Here is an 18,138-nt window from a genome sequence, read left to right on the forward strand (position 1 = left end):
CGCCATGACAATAACTCCACAACACCTGATTGCGCTGCTACCGCTGCTGATCGTCGGCTTGACGGTGGTGGTTGTGATGCTCTCCATTGCGTGGCGACGCAATCACTTCCTCAATGCCACGCTGTCGGTCATTGGGCTTAACGCTGCTCTGGTTTCGCTTTGGTTTGTCGGCCAGGCCGGGGCAATGGACGTCACGCCGCTGATGCGCGTTGACGGCTTTGCGATGCTCTACACCGGGCTGGTGCTGCTGGCGAGCCTCGCCACCTGCACCTTTGCCTACCCGTGGCTGGAAGGCTATAACGATAACCAGGAAGAGTTCTACCTGCTGGTGTTAATCGCCAGCCTGGGGGGAATTCTGCTGGCGAACGCTAACCATCTGGCGGCGCTGTTCCTCGGTATTGAACTGATCTCGCTGCCGCTGTTCGGCCTGATTGGTTATGCTTTCCGCCAGAAACGCTCGCTGGAAGCCAGTATCAAATACACCATCCTCTCCGCCGCCGCCTCGTCTTTCCTGCTGTTCGGGATGGCGCTGGTCTATGCGCAGTCCGGCAACCTGTCTTTCGAAGCGCTCGGTAAGAGCCTCGGCGATGGTATGCTGCACGAGCCGTTGCTGCTGGCGGGCTTTGGCCTGATGATTGTCGGTCTGGGCTTTAAACTCTCTCTGGTGCCGTTCCACCTGTGGACGCCAGACGTATACCAGGGCGCGCCTGCGCCGGTTTCCACCTTCCTGGCGACGGCGAGCAAAATCGCTATCTTCGGCGTGGTGATGCGTCTGTTCCTCTATGCGCCGGTAGGCGACAGCGAAGCGGTACGCGTGGTGCTGGGCATTATCGCCTTTGCCTCTATCATCTTTGGTAACCTGATGGCGCTGAGCCAGACCAACATCAAACGTCTGCTCGGTTACTCTTCTATCTCTCACCTCGGCTACTTGCTGGTGGCGCTGATTGCCCTGCAGAGCGGCGAGATGTCGATGGAAGCGGTTGGCGTTTACCTGGCCGGTTATCTGTTCAGCAGCCTCGGCGCGTTTGGCGTGGTCAGCCTGATGTCCAGCCCGTTCCGCGGCCCGGATGCCGATTCCCTGTACTCTTACCGTGGTCTGTTCTGGCACCGTCCGGTTCTTGCCGCGGTGATGACGGTGATGATGCTGTCGCTGGCAGGTATCCCGATGACGCTGGGCTTTATCGGCAAATTCTACGTGCTGGCGGTCGGCGTTCAGGCCAGCCTGTGGTGGCTGGTCGCCGCCGTGGTAGTGGGTTCCGCGATTGGTTTGTACTACTACCTGCGCGTTGCGGTGAGTCTCTACCTGCACGCGCCGCAGCAACCGGGACGCGACGCGCCGACAAACTGGCAGTACAGCGCGGGCGGGATCGTGGTGCTGATCTCCGCGTTGCTGGTGTTGGTACTGGGCGTCTGGCCGCAGCCGCTGATTAGCCTTGTGCAGTTAGCGACGCCGTTGATGTAAGCAATAAGTAAAAACGAAAAACCCGCTTCACGAAGCGGGTTTTTTATTATCTGATGTAATGCGTTGAAATAACTATGGATTGTAGGCCGGATAAGGCGCTTGCGCCGCCATCCGGCAGGTAAGGTCTCAGCGACCGGAATTTAACTTAGCAACTGCCGGCTTACCAACGGGCCGCTGACGTTTTGCGCCGCGCGCTCCATCACTTCCTGTATCACTGAAGAGAGTTCATTGATTTCAAATTTGGCGACGTAGCCGTCGGCCTTCACCTTACGCACATGATCTTCGTTGGCGCTGCCGGAAAGGGAAGAGTGAATAACGACCGGGATCTTTTTCAGCCGTTCATCGGTTTTAATTTTACGCGTTAACGTAAAGCCATCCATCTCCGGCATCTCAAGATCTGTCAGGACCAGCGCGATTTTCTCGCTAATTGGCTTACCTTCGGCCTCCGCTTCCTGCGCCAGTTGCTGGATTCTCTCCCATGCATCCTTGCCGGTCACATGCATCTGATGCGGAATTCCCATTGCGTTCAGCCCTTTTTCCAGCATCGCGCGGGCGACTTTGGAGTCTTCCGCCACAATGGCTACCGCGCCTGGGGTAATATAAAATTTATTGGTCTTTAGATTGGTGGCGCGCAGATCGTGGCTGGAGGGGACAATATCATAAAGGATCTGCTCAACGTCGAGCACCAGCGCCAGGTTGTTGGTTTCTTTGTTGTCATCCAGGCAGGCAATACTGGTGATGTAGCGACCGTTGACGGCTTTCTCGGCGGTATGCACCTGTTGCCAGTCAAGACGCATAATATTTTCCACCGACTCGACGGCAAATGCCTGTACGCTGCGCGCATATTCGGTGATCAGCAAAATATTCAGCCCGGTTTCCGGCTTGCAGCCCGCTACCGCTGGCAAATCAATCACCGGAATGACCTGATCCCGAATATTGACCATGCCCAATAGCGGCGCTTTCATGCCTGCCGGGCGCGTAAAGGCGGGCATCGGTACGATTTCGCGCAGCTTAAATACATTGATGCCGAACAGCTCTGACTTCTGTTCATGCAGCGATGTACCAAGACGGAATAACAGCAGCTCAAAACGGTTTGACAGGGTTAAATTGGCCCTGTCATCAATATCTTTCTGAAAATTGTCCATCCTCACCTCATTATGAAAGCCTGCCTTTTTTAGTGTTATCGGCAATGAGGACAAAAAATGGAGCGCTAAACCGGGAAAACAGAAAAATCGTAAGCCAGCTCCGTCGCCGGGAAAATAGCGCGGCATTCCGCCAGTAAGCGCTGACAGCCTTTATCGTCATAGCGTGAGCTAATATGGGTCATGATCAGCCGACCGACGTCAGCTTCCCGCGCCAGCGTCGCGGTTTGACGGGTGGAGCTGTGTCCGCGAGCGTTGGCTTTCTCCTCCATTGACGCATCCAGCGTGGTTTCATGTACCATCACATCCACGCCTTGCGCCAGCGCGAGGGCGGCCTCGCAGGGCGCGGTATCGCCGAAAATCGCCACTGATTTCCCGGCCACGGCGGGAGCAAGGTAGTCGGCGCCATTGATCTGCCTTCCATCGGCAAGCGTGACGGTTTTTCCTGCCTTCAACGCCTGAAACAGCGGGCCGGGCGTAACGCCTGCGGCTTTTAACGCCCTGGCATTCAGCGCGCCAGGCTTGTCATGTTCAACAACGCGATATCCGTAGCACTCCAGTGGATGCTCCAGCCTGAACGCGGTCACTTTACGCAGACCGTCGTCAAGAATATCGCCTGCGCTAATTTCTTCAATTTGCAACGGAAAATCGGTCCATGAACCGCTAAGGCGCAGTGTGGTTGCAATAAACTCACGCACGCCTTGAGGCCCGTATACGGTTAGCGGATGGGGATTCCCCGCCATCGACCGGCTGCATAGCAGACCCGGCAGGCCAAACAGATGATCTCCGTGAAGATGGCTGATAAAAATGCGCTCAAGCTTACCGGGATGAAACGCGGTATTAAGCATTTGATGCTGTGTCCCTTCGCCGCAATCAAAAAGCCATACTCCCGGCTGCGTTGGATGTTGCAGATGTAATAAAATTGCCGTTACATTGCGTGAGCGCGTGGGAACGCCTGCGGACGTACCTAAAAAAATTAATTCCATCTTGTCCATACACGTTTGGTTATCGTTTAACCCAAGATTACCACAACACAGGAGCGCATCATGATTGACTGGCAGGATCTCCACCATAGCGAACTTACCGTTCCTCAACTTTACGCGTTACTCAAATTGCGCTGCGCGGTCTTTGTGGTAGAACAGCGCTGTCCTTACCTGGATGTGGATGGCGATGATTTAGTCGGCGACAATCGGCATATTCTGGGCTGGCATCAGGATGAGCTGGTGGCGTATGCGAGGATTCTGAAAAGCGATAACGAATCAGACCCGGTTGTTATTGGCCGGGTGATCGTCAGCGATGCCTGGCGAGGGGCGAAACTGGGCCAGCAATTAATGGCGAAAACGCTGGAATCTTGTGGGCGGCACTGGCCGGATAAGCCGCTATATCTGGGGGCGCAGGCGCATCTGCAACCTTTTTACGCGCGGTTTGGTTTTATTCCGGTCACCGATGTTTATGACGAAGATGGCATTCCGCACCGGGGAATGGCGCGGGAGGTTCATCAGGCATAAGCCGAAACCGTTGACTATAGTTAGGAGCAGGTGTTAACACAACGGAGAATGAGAATGTCATATCAATTTGGTGAATCACGTGTTGATGATGATCTGACTTTGCTCAGCGAAACGCTGGAAGAGGTTTTACGTTCCTCAGGCGATCCCGCCGATCAAAAATACATTGAGCTGAAAGCCCGCGCGGAACAAGCGCTGGAAGAGGTGAAAAGCCGCGTAAGCCATGCGTCGGATAGCTATTATTACCGGGCAAAGCAGGCCGTTTATAAAGCGGATGACTACGTTCATGAAAAACCCTGGCAGGGTATTGGCGTAGGCGCGGCGGTAGGACTGGTACTTGGACTGCTGCTGGCGCGGCGCTAAATCCCCCCACTGAACAGAATTGCAACCCTCCCTAAATGAGGTACTGCTTTTTTAGGGCAGTACCCCGTATAATGTGGGGTTTTTAACAGGGAGGGTCCGCGTGCATTCTATTACTACTGCGCTGGAAAATCTGACGCGTCAGCTATCGCAAGAGATACCGGCGACGCCAGGGCTTTGCGTTTTCGATGCGCCTTTCCCTTTAAACGATGCCTTCGATGCATTGAGCTGGCTGGCCAGCCAGTCATCCTTTCCGCAATTCTACTGGCAACAGCGCAATGGCGACGAAGAAGCTGCCGTTCTCGGGGCAATCACCGTCTTTTCATCGCTCGATCTGGCGCAACGGTTTTTACGTCAGCACGCGCAGCCTGACCTGCGTATTTGGGGGCTGAATGCGTTCGAGCCGAAAGAGGGCTACTTATTGCTGCCGCGGCTGGAGTGGCGACGTAGCGGTGGTACGGCGACCTTACGCTTACATCTGCACAGTGACGTTTCGCTACGCGATGATGCGCGCCAGGCGAAAGCGTTTCTCGCTTCTCTGGTCGGTATTAAGCCTGTTCCGGCGCTGCGCCTTTCGCTCACGAGCGAGCAGCACTGGCCGGACAAAGACGGTTGGGTGAAGCTGATTCAGCAGGCCACCCACACCATTGCGCAAGAGGCGTTTGATAAAGTTGTGCTGGCGCGGGCCACCGACTTACAATTCTCCCGTCCGGTCAATGCCGCCGCGATGATGGCGTCCAGTCGTCGTTTAAATCTCAACTGCTACCACTTTTTTATGGCCTTTTCCGCCGATACCGCCTTTCTGGGATCATCGCCGGAGCGGCTCTGGCGGCGGCGTGAAACGGCGCTACGTACCGAAGCTCTGGCCGGGACGGTGGCGAACCATCCGGATAACCATAAAGCCTGGCAGCTTGGCGAATGGTTAATGAAAGACGATAAAAACCAGCGAGAAAATATGCTGGTTGTCGAAGACATCTGCCAGCGACTGCAAAACTGCACCCACTCGCTGGATGTGCTGCCGCCGCAGGTGCTCAGACTGCGCAAGGTACAGCATTTGCGCCGCTGTATCTGGACGGCGCTTAATCAGGCGGACGACACGCTCTGCCTGCACCAGTTACAGCCTACCGCAGCGGTCGCGGGGATCCCTCGTGAACCCGCGCGTTGTTTTATAGAACAACATGAGCCGTTCGAACGTGAATGGTATGCCGGGTCGGCAGGCTATCTCTCCACGCGGCAAAGTGAGTTTTGCGTGACGTTACGTTCAGCCAAAGTGACGGCCAATGTGGTGCGATTGTATGCCGGCGCGGGAATCGTCCGCGGCTCCGATCCGGAACAGGAATGGCAGGAAATAGATAATAAAGCGGCCGGGTTACGTACCTTATTGCAGATGGATGTGTAATGAGTCACATATTCCCGACCCATATCAATAATCCATTTTTGCAGCTCTTTATACTTAGTCCCAATGATTGATACCGGACAAACTCATGTCAGTAAGTGCATTTAACCGGCGCTGGGCGGCGGTCATCCTGGAAGCCTTAACCCGTCATGGCGTCAGGCATGTTTGTATCGCCCCTGGTTCCCGTTCCACGCCGCTCACGTTGGCGGCGGCAGAGAATCCTGCTTTTATCCACCATACGCACTTTGATGAGCGTGGGCTTGGTCATCTGGCGTTAGGGCTGGCGAAAGTCAGCCAACAGCCGGTTGCCGTTATTGTCACTTCAGGTACCGCCGTGGCGAACCTCTATCCGGCGTTGATTGAGGCGGGGCTGACGGGCGAGAAGCTCATTTTACTTACCGCCGATCGCCCGCCGGAGCTGATTGACTGCGGCGCCAACCAGGCGATCCGTCAGGCGGGGATGTTTGCCTCGCACCCCTCCCAAACTCTGTCGTTGCCGCGTCCCACGCAGGATATTCCGGCGCGCTGGCTGGTGTCGACCATCGATAATGCGCTCGCCATGCTTCATGCGGGCGCGCTGCACATTAACTGTCCTTTTGCCGAACCGCTGTATGGCGATATGAATGACACCGGCCTGGTCTGGCAGCAGCGTCTCGGCGACTGGTGGCAGGATGAAAAACCCTGGCTGCGCGAAGCGCGTCGACTGGCAAGCGACAAACAGCGCGACTGGTTCTTCTGGCGACAAAAACGCGGCGTCGTCGTCGCCGGGCGTATGAGCGCGGAAGAAGGCAAAAAAGTGGCGCAGTGGGCGCAAACTCTGGGATGGCCATTAATTGGCGACGTATTGTCGCAAACCGGGCAGCCGCTGCCGTGCGCCGACCTGTGGCTCGGCAACGCCAAAGCGGTGACCGAACTGCAGCAGGCGCAGATTGTCGTCCAGCTTGGCAGTAGCCTTACCGGAAAACGCTTACTGCAATGGCAGGCAACCTGCGAGCCGGAAGAGTACTGGGTAATCGACAATATTGAAGGTCGTCTGGACCCGGCGCACCATCGTGGACGCAGACTGGTAGCGAAAATCGCCGACTGGCTGGAGATGCATCCGGCGGAAAAACGTAAACCGTGGTGTGTAGAGATCCCGCGTCTGGCGGAACTGGCGTGGCAACGGGTGGTCGCGCAGCGAGACACCTTTGGCGAAGCGCAGCTGGCGCACCGTATCCGCGACTATCTGCCGGAGCAGGGGCAATTGTTCGTGGGCAATAGTCTGGTGGTGCGTCTGATCGACGCGCTGTCGCAGTTGCCGGCTGGCTATCCGGTATACAGCAATCGCGGGGCGAGCGGCATTGACGGCCTGCTTTCCACAGCGGCGGGCGTACAGCGCGCCAGCGCCAAATCGACGCTGGCTATCGTCGGCGATTTATCCGCGCTGTACGATCTTAACGCGCTGGCGTTACTACGTCAGGTATCCGCGCCGTTTGTGTTGATTGTGGTCAACAATAACGGCGGGCAGATCTTTTCCCTGCTGCCTACGCCGCAAAGCAAGCGTGAGCGCTTTTATTTGATGCCGCAAAACGTCCATTTTGACCATGCGGCCGCCATGTTTAACCTGCGCTATCATCGCCCGGAAAACTGGGAAGAACTGGAGTCTGCGCTGGCTGGCGCGTGGCGAACCCCGGCGACGACGGTGATTGAGCTGGTGGTAAACGATACGGACGGCGCGCAGACGTTGCAGCAGCTTTTGGCTCAGGTAAGCCATCTATGATGTTGCACGCGCAGCACATGCCCGGACAGCCTGGGGCGCCCTCGCTGGTTTTCCTGCACGGTTTTTCTGGCGATTGCCGTGAATGGCAGCCGGTTGGCGAACAGTTTCACGGCTGTTCGCGGCTCTATATTGACTTACCGGGACATGGCGGATCTGCGGCTATTCCGGTCGGTGGATTTGCCGATGTCATCAGATTACTGCGCGTTACGTTAATTAGTTACAACATACTAAAGTTCTGGTTGGTGGGATACTCTCTTGGAGGCCGGGTGGCGATGATGGCAGCCTGCCAGGGAATACCAGGCCTGTGCGGCCTGGTGGTCGAAGGCGGTCATCCGGGGCTGCAAAATGAACAGGCGCGCGCTGAAAGACGATTGTCCGACGGGCGCTGGGCAGAGCGTTTTCGTCGTGAACCCCTGACTGAGGTTTTTCACGACTGGTATCAGCAGCCGGTGTTCGCCTCGCTGACGGCGCAGCAAAGGCAGGCGTTGACGGCGCTGCGTAGCCAGAATAACGGCGAAACGCTGGCTGCGATGCTGGAGGCGACATCGCTTGCCGCCCAGCCGGATTTACGCGAGGCGCTCAACGCGCTGGCATTTCCGTTTTATTATTTATGTGGCGAACGCGACAGCAAATTCCGCGCCCTGGCGCAGGAAGTGGCGGCGACATGCCATGTTATTCGTAACGCCGGACACAACGCGCATCGGGAAAACCCCGCTGGCGTGGTAGACAGTCTGGCTCAGATTCTGCGTCTCTGACTAAAGGACACACTATGATCTATCCTGATGAAACAATGCTTTACGCACCGGTAGAATGGCACGACTGTTCGGAGGGTTACACCGACATTCGTTATGAAAAATCCACCGACGGTATTGCAAAAATCACCATTAATCGTCCGCAGGTGCGCAATGCATTTCGTCCGTTGACCGTCAAAGAGATGATTCAGGCGCTGGCGGATGCCCGCTACGACGACAACGTGGGCGTGATTATTCTGACCGGCGAAGGCGATAAAGCATTTTGCGCGGGCGGCGACCAGAAGGTGCGCGGCGATTACGGCGGTTATCAGGATGACTCCGGCGTGCATCACCTGAACGTGCTGGATTTCCAGCGCCAGATTCGCACCTGTCCAAAACCGGTTGTCGCGATGGTCGCGGGGTATTCCATCGGCGGTGGACATGTGCTGCATATGATGTGTGACCTGACCATCGCGGCGGAAAACGCCATCTTCGGCCAGACCGGTCCGAAAGTCGGCTCCTTTGACGGCGGCTGGGGCGCTTCGTATATGGCGCGTATCGTTGGTCAGAAGAAAGCGCGTGAAATCTGGTTCCTGTGCCGCCAGTACGATGCGCAACAGGCGCTGGACATGGGGCTGGTTAACACTGTGGTTCCGCTGGCGGATCTGGAAAAAGAGACCGTGCGCTGGTGCCGCGAAATGTTGCAAAACAGTCCGATGGCGCTGCGTTGCCTGAAAGCCGCGCTGAATGCCGATTGTGACGGTCAGGCCGGGCTGCAGGAGCTGGCGGGCAACGCTACCATGCTGTTCTACATGACCGAAGAAGGGCAGGAAGGCCGTAACGCCTTTAACCAGAAGCGTCAGCCTGACTTCAGCAAATTCAAACGGAACCCATAATGCGTAGCGCGCAGGTATACCGCTGGCAGATCCCCATGGACGCGGGGGTGGTTCTGCGCGACAGGCGGTTAAAAACTCGCGACGGGCTGTATGTTTGTCTGCGTGACGGCGAGCGTGAAGGGTGGGGAGAGATCTCTCCGCTGCCGGGCTTCAGTCAGGAAACGTGGGAAGAGGCGCAGACGGCGCTCCTGACATGGGTGAACGACTGGCTTCAGGGGAGCGAGGGATTACCGGAGATGCCTTCGGTCGCGTTTGGCGCAAGCTGCGCGCTGGCGGAACTGACTGGCGTCTTGCCGGAGGCGGCGGACTATCGCGCTGCGCCGTTATGCACTGGCGATCCTGACGACTTGGTGCTGCGGCTTGCCGATATGCCCGGTGAGAAAATCGCTAAGGTCAAAGTGGGTCTCTATGAAGCGGTACGTGACGGCATGGTGGTTAATTTGCTGCTGGAGGCGATCCCGGATCTGCATCTGCGTCTGGATGCGAATCGCGCCTGGACGCCGCTAAAAGCCCAACAGTTCGCAAAGTATGTTAATCCGGACTACCGCGCTCGTATCGCCTTTCTCGAAGAACCGTGTAAGACGCGGGATGATTCCCGCGCCTTTGCCCGTGAAACCGGCATCGCGATTGCCTGGGACGAAAGTCTGCGCGAAGCGGATTTCACCTTTGAAGCCGAAGAGGGCGTCAGGGCTGTGGTTATCAAACCTACGCTGACCGGATCGCTTGATAAAGTGCGTGAGCAAGTCGCCGCCGCCCATGCGTTGGGACTGACGGCGGTCATCAGCTCTTCGATCGAGTCCAGCCTCGGCCTGACGCAACTGGCGCGGATTGCCGCCTGGTTGACGCCGGGAACGCTGCCTGGACTGGATACCTTACATCTGATGCAGGCGCAACAGGTTCGCCCCTGGCCCGGTAGCGCGTTGCCTTGTCTGAAGCGTGATGAGCTGGAACGACTGTTATGACATTCACGGACTGGCCGTGGCGCCACTGGCGTCAGGTTCGCAGTCAGGCGCCCGCTCTGCGCCTGAACGATGAAGTGCTAAGCTGGCGCGCCCTCTGTGAGCGTATTGATGCGCTGGCGGATGGGTTTGCCGCGCAGGGCGTACGGGAGGGCGACGGTGTCCTGCTGCGCGCCGGGAATCAGCCGCGCACTCTGTTGGCATGGCTTGCGCTGATGCAGTGCGGTGCGCGGATTCTGCCCGTCAACCCGCAGTTGCCCCAGACGTTGCTGGAGGCGCTGTTACCGGAGTTAACGCTGCGTTTTGCGCTGACACTGGAAGGCGAAAACGTATTTTCCGGGTTAACCGCGTTGCAGATACAAAAGAGCACAGCGGCGTATGCCGTGGCCTGGCAACCGCAGCGTCTGGTTTCTATGACGCTGACATCGGGTTCCACAGGATTGCCAAAAGCGGCTGTACATACGTGCCAGGCGCATCTTGCCAGCGCGCAGGGGGTGCTTTCGCTAATGCCGTTTGGCCCTCAGGATGACTGGCTGCTATCGCTGCCGCTGTTTCATGTATCCGGGCAGGGTATTATGTGGCGTTGGCTCTTCGCCGGGGCGCGCATGACGGTACGCGATAAGCAACCGCTGGAGCAGATGCTGGCAGGGTGTACTCATGCTTCGCTGGTGCCGACGCAGCTATGGCGGTTGCTGGCGAATCGGGCGGCGGTGACGCTGAAAGCCGTTTTGCTCGGCGGCGCGGTGATTCCGGTTGAACTCACCGACCAGGCCAGCAAACAAGGGATTCGTTGCTGGTGCGGGTATGGGCTCACGGAGTTCGCGTCTACGGTATGCGCCAAAGAGGCCGATGGTTCGGATGATGTTGGCGCGCCGCTCCCCGGCAGAGAGATCAGAATCGTCGATAATGAAGTCTGGCTGCGCGCCGCCAGTATGGCGGAAGGTTACTGGCGTGATGGCAAACTGATCCCGCTGGTTAATGACGAGGGCTGGTTTGCCACGCGCGATCGCGGCGAGTTGAACCACGGCAGGCTAACCATCGCCGGGCGGCTGGACAACCTGTTCTTTAGCGGCGGCGAAGGCATTCAGCCGGAGGAAGTCGAACGCGTTATTAACGCGCATCCGCTGGTGCAACAAGCCTTCGTCGTGCCGGTAGAAGATAAAGAGTTTGGTCATCGTCCCGTTGCGGTTGTGGAGTATGCATCGCAGGCCGGAGACGTGAACCTCGCTGAATGGGTCCGTGATAAGCTGGCGCGTTTTCAACAGCCGGTTCGCTGGTTGACGCTGCCGTCAGAACTGAAAAACGGAGGGATTAAAATATCTCGCCGTGCGCTCCAGCAGTGGGTGTGTGAGAACTGTAAAAATTAATGTTAGGTTAATATACAACCATTCCATCGCTATTGCCGTTTTGTTTATCCGTTGATGTGTAACGTGTTATGAACAATCAGCGTGAAACGGGGGCGCTATGGAATGGTTGGTTAAGAAATCGCATTATGTCAAAAAGAGGGCGTGCCATGTTCTGGTGCTGTGCGATAGCGGCGGTTCGCTAAAAATGATCGCCGAGGCGAATTCCATGATATTACTGAGTCCCGGCGATATCCTGTCGCCTTTACAGGATGCGCAGTATTGTATTAATCGGGAAAAACACCAGACCTTAAAAATCGTTGATGCACGCTGTTATTCCTGCGACGAATGGCAGCGGTTGACGCGCAAGCCTTCATGATCTGGCGGGCAGAAAAATCAGCATTACCCCCGCCATAATACACAATACGCCGAGCATCGCTTTTAGGCTGAAAGCGCCTTGCAAACCGGGTAACAGCATTGAGGCTACCCAGACAAGCACATAACTGAGACTCAGCAGCGCATAGGCTTTGCTGAGCGCGAGCGTGTGTAATGTTTTATGCCAGCAGAAGACGGAAACCAGATACCCCGACAAACCGGCGAATAGCGCCAGGGTCGCGGCATTAAATGCGCCCAGTCCGGAAATAAACGCCAGTGGATGCGCTATCGATGGCAGCCGCATCATGGCGAATCCTAAACTCAACTGGGCGAGGGAGGCAATCGCAACGCTTATCAGTCCCCACATTACGCCCATTATGCCGCACTCCCCAGAATGATAATGCCGCTGATAATCAATGCGACGCCAAACCAGTGGCGGGGCGGAACCTGTTCATGCCAGATTTTCCATGCCGCCAACGTGACCCAGACAAAATTCAGACTCAACATCGGGTAAGCAATCCCCACCGGCAGGGTTTGTAGCACCAGCAGCCACAGCACCATCGCTGCACCCATGCATATCAGCGCCAGGCCCAGCCACAGCATCAGGTGGCGGCGGCGTCCGCCTGTCGTCAATGGCCGTGTCGCTTGCTTCTGGCAGAGCTGACCGCCAACGCTGAGCAGACTGGCAAGCACCAGAACGACGCCGATCATTTAGGCCGATACTGAATTAACACCAGACGCCCCTGATAATCAATATTGTCCGCAGGGGGGAGGGAAAGAGCGCTGATGTCTTCATCTTTGGCTATTGAAAGTACTAGCGTAATAATGCCCTCCTGACGATGCTGGTTGAGCCAGGCGTTAAAATCGTCGGCTTTAACGAATTTATCCTGCACATCAGGATAGCTAAGACCATACCTGAGTTCGCCCGCGTGTCCGTAGAGCATAATATCGTCTCGTTTCAGACTCCAGGCCAGCCCGGCGGCGACGCCCACGTTGTCGACAAGAATATAGCGGCTTGATGCCAAAGGCGCCTGGGTCATTTCGACAAAAAACTGTGGCTGTTTGGACTCCATCACCCTGTCGGGGACGGAAAAGCCGAACAGCAGCGCCAGTCCCAGCGGACAAAACGCGGGTAATAGGTATTTTTGGCTATGACAGAGGCTATACCAGCCCACAAACGCCCAAACAGTAAAGACGCCCCAGACGCAAAAAACTTTATAGGTTTCGATATGCGTCCACACCGGCGATTTCAGCGGGCCCCATGAGGAGACGACAAACGCTGCGACGATCCCGACTAACCCGAACACCAGGTTGATCCCGCCGTTGACACGTAGCGCGGCGACGCCTTCTTTTACGTTATGCAGGACGAAGCGCGCCATGAGTATCGCTATCGGTGCGAAACAGGAAAGAACATAGGTGGGCAGTTTCCCTTTCGCAATGCTGAAAAAGAGAAGCGGCATGATCGTCCATCCAAGCAAATAGAATGCGCCGTTTCGCTCGCGCCAGCCCAGTTTAAGCGCGCCAGGCAGTAATCCCAGCCACGGTAAACTTCCCGCGAGCAGTACCGGCAGATAGTACCAGAAAGGGGCTTTATGCTGGGCATCGCTCATGGCGAATCGCTGGATATGCTCCACCCAGAAAAAGTAATGCCAGAAATCGGCTTCGCGTTGCGCAATGGCGATCGCCCAGGGAAGGACAACCACAAAGCAGCTCAAGACCGCCAGCCAGCCGTATAGCAAAAAGTCCTTCCAGCGTTTCTGAACAATAACCCACGGCAGCACGCTCACCACCGGTACGGCCAGGGCGAGGAACCCTTTAGTTAATACACCCAGACCGCAGGTTGCGCCCAGTAGCAAAAACATCCCAATCTTGCCCGTTCGGGTCGTGGCCTGCATCCCCTGCCAGAAACAACACATCCCGGCCGTAAGCCAAAGCGCGATCATCGGGTCGAGTACCGCATACGTCCCGATACTGTAAACGGCAAAGAGGGAGAGAAAGATCACGGAGGCGAGCAACGCGGTACGTTTATCCCGCCATAAGCGGAACGTCAGCCACGCCACCAGCGCTGCGGCCAGTAATGTCGTCAAAATAGCGCCAGCCCGCACGCCAAAATTGGTAGCGCCAAAAAGCCACTGACCCAGACTGTTTATCCAGTAACCGGCTATCGGTTTTTCAAAATAACGTAATCCCAGAAAATGCGGCACGATCCAGTCGCCAGACGCCAGCATCTCCCGACTTATTTCGGCATAGCGCGTTTCATCCGGCTGCCAGAGCAGGCGGCTATTGACAGGAATAACATAGTAGAGCGCGATAAATGCGGCGAAAGCCAGATAATAGCGTATCGATTTCATCATGAGGCGCTCGCTGCCTGTTGGCACCCCAGCCAACCTTCACGGCCAGGGATGTGTCCACGTACAATTTGCCCCAACGGCAGAGACTCAGGCGATGTCGGCAGCAGTTCGCCCAGAGGACAAAAGGTGATCCCCGCGTCACGTGCACGAACGAGCAAATCTTCAAACAGCGTCTGATAGACAATACCTTCGACTTCCGCATGGATGGTATATACCGGCGTGCCTTTGTCCTGCAACATACGGGAAATAATCCAGGTATTGAACGACTGCGCCTGAACCGCGGGGCCGATAACCTCATCCCACGTGGGTAAGGTGACCGGGATTTGCGGCGTCCCTGTCTGGCCCGGCATCAGTAGCGGACGGAATAAGGTGGTTCCACGGCAATCGCTGTTATACCGCAGGTTGAACGGCTCTTTCGCACGAACAACGCGCCCATCCGCTCGCCAGCCGGCCGCGGCTGAGCAGGTGACGGGTTTTCCGATAATGGCCTCAAGCGCCGTTATGCCGCGCGCAATATCTTCTTCAAGCTGGCGGATACTCCAGTGGTCGCTGTGAGTCTGCCACGCATGGTGATCCCAGGCGTGTAGTCCCGTCTCATGGTATGTTGCCGTTTCACGAATAATCCCGGCATTGGCGTTGCCGATATTTTTTCCCGGCCAGGCGGTACCGGCCAGCAGGATATCCCAGCCGTAGAGCGAGGCGGCGTTTGAACGTAGCATTTTCCATAAAAATCGCGGTTTTATCAGACGCCAAAGATGACGTCCCATATTGTCCGGCCCGACGCTGAAGAAAAAGCTGGCCTGAACGCCGTGGCGATGCAATGTCTCCAGCAGCCGGGGAACACCTTCACGCGTTCCTCGCAAGGTATCAACATCAATGCGTAAACCGACTTTCGTCATGATGCGCGTTCCGCGATATCGACGCTGCGCAAAAAGAAGTCCAGCGTTTCTTCAACCGTATCCCGCATCGCAATAGACGGTTCCCAGTCCAGACAGCGCCTGGCATTGTCGATACTGGGTTTCCGGTGTGCGACATCCTGATAACCCTTGCCGTAATAACTACGGCTTTCGACGACCTGGAAACCGGCAAACGGTGGGAAATGGCAGCGCAGCGGATGCTTATCAAAACTGTCGAGCAACAGCGTCGCCAGTTCCTGAATACTGGCTTCGTTGTCAGGGTTGCCGATATTAATGATTTTGCCATCGCACCGATCGCCATCATTCACAATAATGCGGAATAATGCTTCGATCCCATCGCGAATATCGGTGAAACAGCGCTTCTGCTGACCGCCGTCGATAAGCTTTATCGGCGTCCCTTCTACCAGGTTCAGAATCAACTGCGTTATCGCGCGTGAACTGCCGATACGCGCCGCGTTCAGGCTATCCAGCCGCGGCCCCATCCAGTTAAAGGGACGGAAAAGCGTGAAGCGCAATCCCTCTTTTTCGCCATAAGCCCAAATCACCCGATCGAGAAGCTGTTTGGAAACGGAGTAAATCCAGCGTGGCTTATTCACCGGCCCGACGATCAGATTCGATTTGTCCTCGTCAAAAGAGGCGTCCGTACACATGCCGTACACTTCAGAGGTAGACGGGAAAACCACGCGTTTACGGTATTTCACGCAATAACGGATAATCCGCAGGTTTTCTTCAAAATCAAGTTCAAAGACGCGCAGCGGGTTGCGGGTGTATTCAATCGGGGTAGCAATCGCTACCAGCGGCAGTACGACATCGCATTTTTTGACATGATATTCGATCCATTCTGAGTGGATGCTGATATCTCCCTCCACGAAATGAAAGCGAGGGTGGAGCAGGAATCGGCTAATGGCGTTGCTGCCGATATCCATACCGTAGACCTCGTAATTCTCTTCATTCAGTAACCGTTCGGTCAAATGATTGCCGATAAAACCGTTGACGCCGAGGATGAGAACGCGAATGCGACGTTTACCGCTGGTCGCTGGTGGACGGTTCAAACGCGCGCCCGCCACCAGACCAAGCGTCTGTGCAAGCTGCGAGCCCTGTACAGTAATACCGTCTCCGGCCTGGCCGGTAATAATCTCCAGCGCGCCATCGGCGCAGGCGACCCGCAGCGGAGAGACCGAAATTACCGAGCCGGGAAGCGCGCCCTGCGCATCCGGACAAATTCGGGAAGACCAGATAGTGAATTTTTGCGAGCCGTTATAGCTGAACGCGCCGGGCCAGGGGGCGGCTACCGCCCGCACCAGGTTATGCACCGTGGAAACCGGTTTGTGCCAGTCGATAAGGCCATCTTCCGGCCTGCGGCGACCATAATATGTAGCGTCAGACTCACGCTGGGGAACAGAAGGTATATCGCCGCATTTCATGGTGGGCAGGATGCTATTAAGCAACTGGCGCGCGGCCTGACATAGCTTATGATGCAGGGTAAGCGCAACATCGTCCTGCGCAATAGCAACGCGTTGACTGGCGACAATCTCTCCGGCGTCGGCACGTTTGACCATACGATGCAGCGTTACGCCCGTTTCGCTTTCGCCGTTAACCAGAACCCAGTTTAGCGGCGCACGGCCACGATAGGCAGGCAATAGAGAACCGTGCAGATTGAACGCGCCAGCCGGGGCGAGGTGCAGAATTTCTTCGCTTAACAGGTTACGGTAATAGAACGAAAAAATAATATCCGGCGCAAGTTCAGCGATGCGGTCGACCCAGATAGGATGATTTACGTTATCCGGCGCATAAACCGGAATACCTAATTCTGCCGCCAGCCGGGAGACGGAGCCAAAAAAGGTGTTTTCCGCAGGATTATCGGCATGAGTGAAAATCGCGGCAATCTCATATCCGGCATCCAGTACGGCCTGCACACCCTGACATCCCATATCGTGATAGGCAAAAATAACGGCTTTCATTGGTGACTTTCCTCAGTAAACGGCGTGCTTTCCGGGTAGATAACTTGTTGAACAAAATAGCGGGGGCGGGCGCGGACATCGTTATAAATGCGACCGATGTATTCGCCCAGCAGTCCCATACCGATGAATTGCGCGCCGATGAAGGTAAACAGGACGGCAAAGAGCATAAATACGCCTTCCGCGGCCCACTGCGGTCCCAGCGCCAGGCGAAGTACAATAAGCAATACCGACAGGCTAAACCCGCCGATGGCGATAACGCTGCCCAGCAGGCTCAACAGGCGCAGCGGCGTCGTCGTCAGGCAGGTCACCAGGTCATACATCAGGTTAATGAGACGCATAAAACTGTATTTAGAGTCGCCAAATTCACGTTCAGCGTGATGCACCGGGATCTCGGTAGCCCGACGAGCGAAAATGTTGGCCAGAATAGGGATAAAGGTGCTGCGTTCATGGCAGCGCAACATAGTATCGATAATAGGGCGGCGATAGGCGCGTAACATGCAGCCGTAATCGCCCATCGCTTTGCCCGTTGTGCGCTGAATCAGCAGATTAATGATTTTTGACGCCGATTTGCGAAACAGGCTGTCCTGTCGGTTCTGTCGCACGGTGCCTACCACATCGAACCCTTCATCGGCTTTCGCCACCAGGCGCGGGATCTCTTCCGGCGGGTTTTGCAGATCGGCATCCAGCGTAATGATAAGATCGCCGCTTACATGGCTAAACCCCGCCATAATCGCTGCATGTTGACCGTAGTTACGGTTGAGTAAAATAGAGATGATATGGCTATCGGCCTCCTGGGACGCCTTAACCATCAGCTCCGCCGAGCTATCGCTGCTACCATCATCTATCAATAAAATCTCCCACGCTTTGCCCAGACTCTCGCAGGCGGTGGTGGTGCGTCTTATCAATTCCGGCAGGCTTTCCTGTTCGTTATAGACAGGAATAACCACCGAGACTTTTTTTATGGGGGCGGCGTCAAACATG

Annotated in this window: 18 protein-coding genes; 10 read left to right on the forward strand and 8 right to left on the reverse strand. The window is 56.1% G+C overall.

Features of this window, described 5'->3' with window-relative positions:
• Nucleotides 1–4 precede the first annotated feature (4 nt).
• A complete protein-coding gene (gene nuoN / locus LCS67_RS07255) occupies nt 5–1,462 on the forward strand; it encodes an NADH-quinone oxidoreductase subunit NuoN (RefSeq protein ID WP_000156669.1) in 1,458 nt (485 codons plus the stop codon).
• 140 nt (nt 1,463–1,602) lie between these two features.
• Here nuoN and LCS67_RS07260 read toward each other — a convergent pair whose 3' ends face one another.
• Together LCS67_RS07260 and rbn are read right to left on the reverse strand one after the other, a co-directional pair.
• Nucleotides 1,603–2,607: a chemotaxis protein gene (locus tag LCS67_RS07260; RefSeq protein WP_000368564.1), complete on the reverse strand. Its 1,005-nt coding sequence runs from the start codon at nt 2,605–2,607 to the stop codon at nt 1,603–1,605.
• Between the two features lie 65 nt (nt 2,608–2,672).
• On the reverse strand, nt 2,673–3,590 hold the full coding sequence (gene rbn / locus LCS67_RS07265; protein ID WP_000419094.1) for a ribonuclease BN: 918 nt from the start codon (nt 3,588–3,590) through the stop codon (nt 2,673–2,675).
• Between the two features lie 60 nt (nt 3,591–3,650).
• Here rbn and LCS67_RS07270 point away from each other — a divergent pair, with 60 nt between their 5' ends.
• The 9 genes from LCS67_RS07270 (at nt 3,651) to pmrD (ending at nt 11,932) form a co-directional block, all read left to right on the forward strand.
• The gene (locus LCS67_RS07270; RefSeq protein WP_000568155.1) at nt 3,651–4,112 is read left to right on the forward strand and encodes a GNAT family N-acetyltransferase; all 462 of its coding nucleotides are present in this window, start codon (nt 3,651–3,653) and stop codon (nt 4,110–4,112) included.
• A 54-nt stretch (nt 4,113–4,166) separates the two neighbouring features.
• Complete coding sequence (elaB, locus tag LCS67_RS07275) at nt 4,167–4,472, forward strand: stress response protein ElaB (RefSeq protein ID WP_001612439.1); 306 nt, start codon at nt 4,167–4,169, stop codon at nt 4,470–4,472.
• A gap of 100 nt (nt 4,473–4,572) precedes the next feature.
• Nucleotides 4,573–5,868 (forward strand): isochorismate synthase MenF, encoded by a 1,296-nt coding sequence (gene menF / locus LCS67_RS07280; protein ID WP_000555675.1) that lies wholly within the window; start codon nt 4,573–4,575, stop codon nt 5,866–5,868.
• 85 nt (nt 5,869–5,953) lie between these two features.
• Entirely contained in the window at nt 5,954–7,624 is a 1,671-nt protein-coding gene (menD, locus tag LCS67_RS07285) for a 2-succinyl-5-enolpyruvyl-6-hydroxy-3-cyclohexene-1-carboxylic-acid synthase (protein WP_000116384.1), read from the forward strand.
• Nucleotides 7,621–8,379, forward strand: coding sequence for a 2-succinyl-6-hydroxy-2,4-cyclohexadiene-1-carboxylate synthase (menH, locus tag LCS67_RS07290; protein ID WP_031569266.1), 759 nt, complete (start codon nt 7,621–7,623; stop codon nt 8,377–8,379). Before menD ends, menH begins: the two co-directional genes overlap by 4 nt.
• A gap of 14 nt (nt 8,380–8,393) precedes the next feature.
• A complete protein-coding gene (menB, locus tag LCS67_RS07295) occupies nt 8,394–9,251 on the forward strand; it encodes a 1,4-dihydroxy-2-naphthoyl-CoA synthase (RefSeq protein ID WP_000640013.1) in 858 nt (285 codons plus the stop codon).
• Nucleotides 9,251–10,213: an o-succinylbenzoate synthase gene (menC, locus tag LCS67_RS07300; protein ID WP_001255563.1), complete on the forward strand. Its 963-nt coding sequence runs from the start codon at nt 9,251–9,253 to the stop codon at nt 10,211–10,213. The genes menB and menC overlap by 1 nt, the downstream gene beginning before the upstream one ends.
• A complete protein-coding gene (gene menE, locus LCS67_RS07305; RefSeq protein WP_023214269.1) occupies nt 10,210–11,577 on the forward strand; it encodes an o-succinylbenzoate--CoA ligase in 1,368 nt (455 codons plus the stop codon). The genes menC and menE overlap by 4 nt, the downstream gene beginning before the upstream one ends.
• 97 nt (nt 11,578–11,674) lie before the next feature.
• Complete coding sequence (pmrD, locus tag LCS67_RS07310; protein ID WP_000455132.1) at nt 11,675–11,932, forward strand: signal transduction protein PmrD; 258 nt, start codon at nt 11,675–11,677, stop codon at nt 11,930–11,932.
• Here pmrD and arnF read toward each other — a convergent pair.
• Genes arnF through arnC form a run of 6 tightly spaced genes read right to left on the reverse strand, consistent with a single transcriptional unit; the run spans nt 11,927 to nt 18,137 of the window.
• Nucleotides 11,927–12,304 carry a 4-amino-4-deoxy-L-arabinose-phosphoundecaprenol flippase subunit ArnF gene (gene arnF, locus LCS67_RS07315; protein WP_000538695.1) on the reverse strand — a complete coding sequence of 126 codons (378 nt, stop codon included), beginning with the start codon at nt 12,302–12,304 and terminating at the stop codon, nt 11,927–11,929. The two genes, pmrD and arnF, sit on opposite strands and share 6 nt — an antisense overlap.
• Nucleotides 12,304–12,639: a 4-amino-4-deoxy-L-arabinose-phosphoundecaprenol flippase subunit ArnE gene (gene arnE, locus LCS67_RS07320; protein WP_000580687.1), complete on the reverse strand. Its 336-nt coding sequence runs from the start codon at nt 12,637–12,639 to the stop codon at nt 12,304–12,306. The genes arnF and arnE overlap by 1 nt, the downstream gene beginning before the upstream one ends.
• The gene (gene arnT, locus LCS67_RS07325; protein WP_031615743.1) at nt 12,636–14,282 is read right to left on the reverse strand and encodes a lipid IV(A) 4-amino-4-deoxy-L-arabinosyltransferase; all 1,647 of its coding nucleotides are present in this window, start codon (nt 14,280–14,282) and stop codon (nt 12,636–12,638) included. The genes arnE and arnT overlap by 4 nt, the downstream gene beginning before the upstream one ends.
• Nucleotides 14,279–15,178, reverse strand: coding sequence for a 4-deoxy-4-formamido-L-arabinose-phosphoundecaprenol deformylase (gene arnD / locus LCS67_RS07330; RefSeq protein WP_000169774.1), 900 nt, complete (start codon nt 15,176–15,178; stop codon nt 14,279–14,281). The genes arnT and arnD overlap by 4 nt, the downstream gene beginning before the upstream one ends.
• Complete coding sequence (gene arnA, locus LCS67_RS07335; protein ID WP_000648762.1) at nt 15,175–17,157, reverse strand: bifunctional UDP-4-amino-4-deoxy-L-arabinose formyltransferase/UDP-glucuronic acid oxidase ArnA; 1,983 nt, start codon at nt 17,155–17,157, stop codon at nt 15,175–15,177. Before arnA ends, arnD begins: the two co-directional genes overlap by 4 nt.
• Complete coding sequence (gene arnC / locus LCS67_RS07340) at nt 17,154–18,137, reverse strand: undecaprenyl-phosphate 4-deoxy-4-formamido-L-arabinose transferase (RefSeq protein ID WP_000458893.1); 984 nt, start codon at nt 18,135–18,137, stop codon at nt 17,154–17,156. Before arnC ends, arnA begins: the two co-directional genes overlap by 4 nt.
• Nucleotide 18,138 lies beyond the last annotated feature (1 nt).

This window comes from Salmonella sp. A7 (genome assembly GCF_020181675.1).
Classification (GTDB): Bacteria; Pseudomonadota; Gammaproteobacteria; order Enterobacterales; family Enterobacteriaceae; genus Salmonella; species Salmonella enterica.

What these genes read in the sequence shown, in the direction of transcription:
- nuoN (WP_000156669.1), top strand. Translation starts at nt 5, where the DNA reads ATGACAATAACTCCACAACACCTGATTGCGCTGCTACCGCTGCTGATC.
- LCS67_RS07260 (WP_000368564.1), bottom strand. Translation starts at nt 2,607, where the DNA reads ATGGACAATTTTCAGAAAGATATTGATGACAGGGCCAATTTAACCCTG.
- rbn (WP_000419094.1), bottom strand. Translation starts at nt 3,590, where the DNA reads ATGGAATTAATTTTTTTAGGTACGTCCGCAGGCGTTCCCACGCGCTCA.
- LCS67_RS07270 (WP_000568155.1), top strand. Translation starts at nt 3,651, where the DNA reads ATGATTGACTGGCAGGATCTCCACCATAGCGAACTTACCGTTCCTCAA.
- elaB (WP_001612439.1), top strand. Translation starts at nt 4,167, where the DNA reads ATGTCATATCAATTTGGTGAATCACGTGTTGATGATGATCTGACTTTG.
- menD (WP_000116384.1), top strand. Translation starts at nt 5,954, where the DNA reads ATGTCAGTAAGTGCATTTAACCGGCGCTGGGCGGCGGTCATCCTGGAA.
- menH (WP_031569266.1), top strand. Translation starts at nt 7,621, where the DNA reads ATGATGTTGCACGCGCAGCACATGCCCGGACAGCCTGGGGCGCCCTCG.
- menB (WP_000640013.1), top strand. Translation starts at nt 8,394, where the DNA reads ATGATCTATCCTGATGAAACAATGCTTTACGCACCGGTAGAATGGCAC.
- menC (WP_001255563.1), top strand. Translation starts at nt 9,251, where the DNA reads ATGCGTAGCGCGCAGGTATACCGCTGGCAGATCCCCATGGACGCGGGG.
- menE (WP_023214269.1), top strand. Translation starts at nt 10,210, where the DNA reads ATGACATTCACGGACTGGCCGTGGCGCCACTGGCGTCAGGTTCGCAGT.
- pmrD (WP_000455132.1), top strand. Translation starts at nt 11,675, where the DNA reads ATGGAATGGTTGGTTAAGAAATCGCATTATGTCAAAAAGAGGGCGTGC.
- arnF (WP_000538695.1), bottom strand. Translation starts at nt 12,304, where the DNA reads ATGGGCGTAATGTGGGGACTGATAAGCGTTGCGATTGCCTCCCTCGCC.
- arnE (WP_000580687.1), bottom strand. Translation starts at nt 12,639, where the DNA reads ATGATCGGCGTCGTTCTGGTGCTTGCCAGTCTGCTCAGCGTTGGCGGT.
- arnT (WP_031615743.1), bottom strand. Translation starts at nt 14,282, where the DNA reads ATGATGAAATCGATACGCTATTATCTGGCTTTCGCCGCATTTATCGCG.
- arnD (WP_000169774.1), bottom strand. Translation starts at nt 15,178, where the DNA reads ATGACGAAAGTCGGTTTACGCATTGATGTTGATACCTTGCGAGGAACG.
- arnA (WP_000648762.1), bottom strand. Translation starts at nt 17,157, where the DNA reads ATGAAAGCCGTTATTTTTGCCTATCACGATATGGGATGTCAGGGTGTG.
- arnC (WP_000458893.1), bottom strand. Translation starts at nt 18,137, where the DNA reads ATGTTTGACGCCGCCCCCATAAAAAAAGTCTCGGTGGTTATTCCTGTC.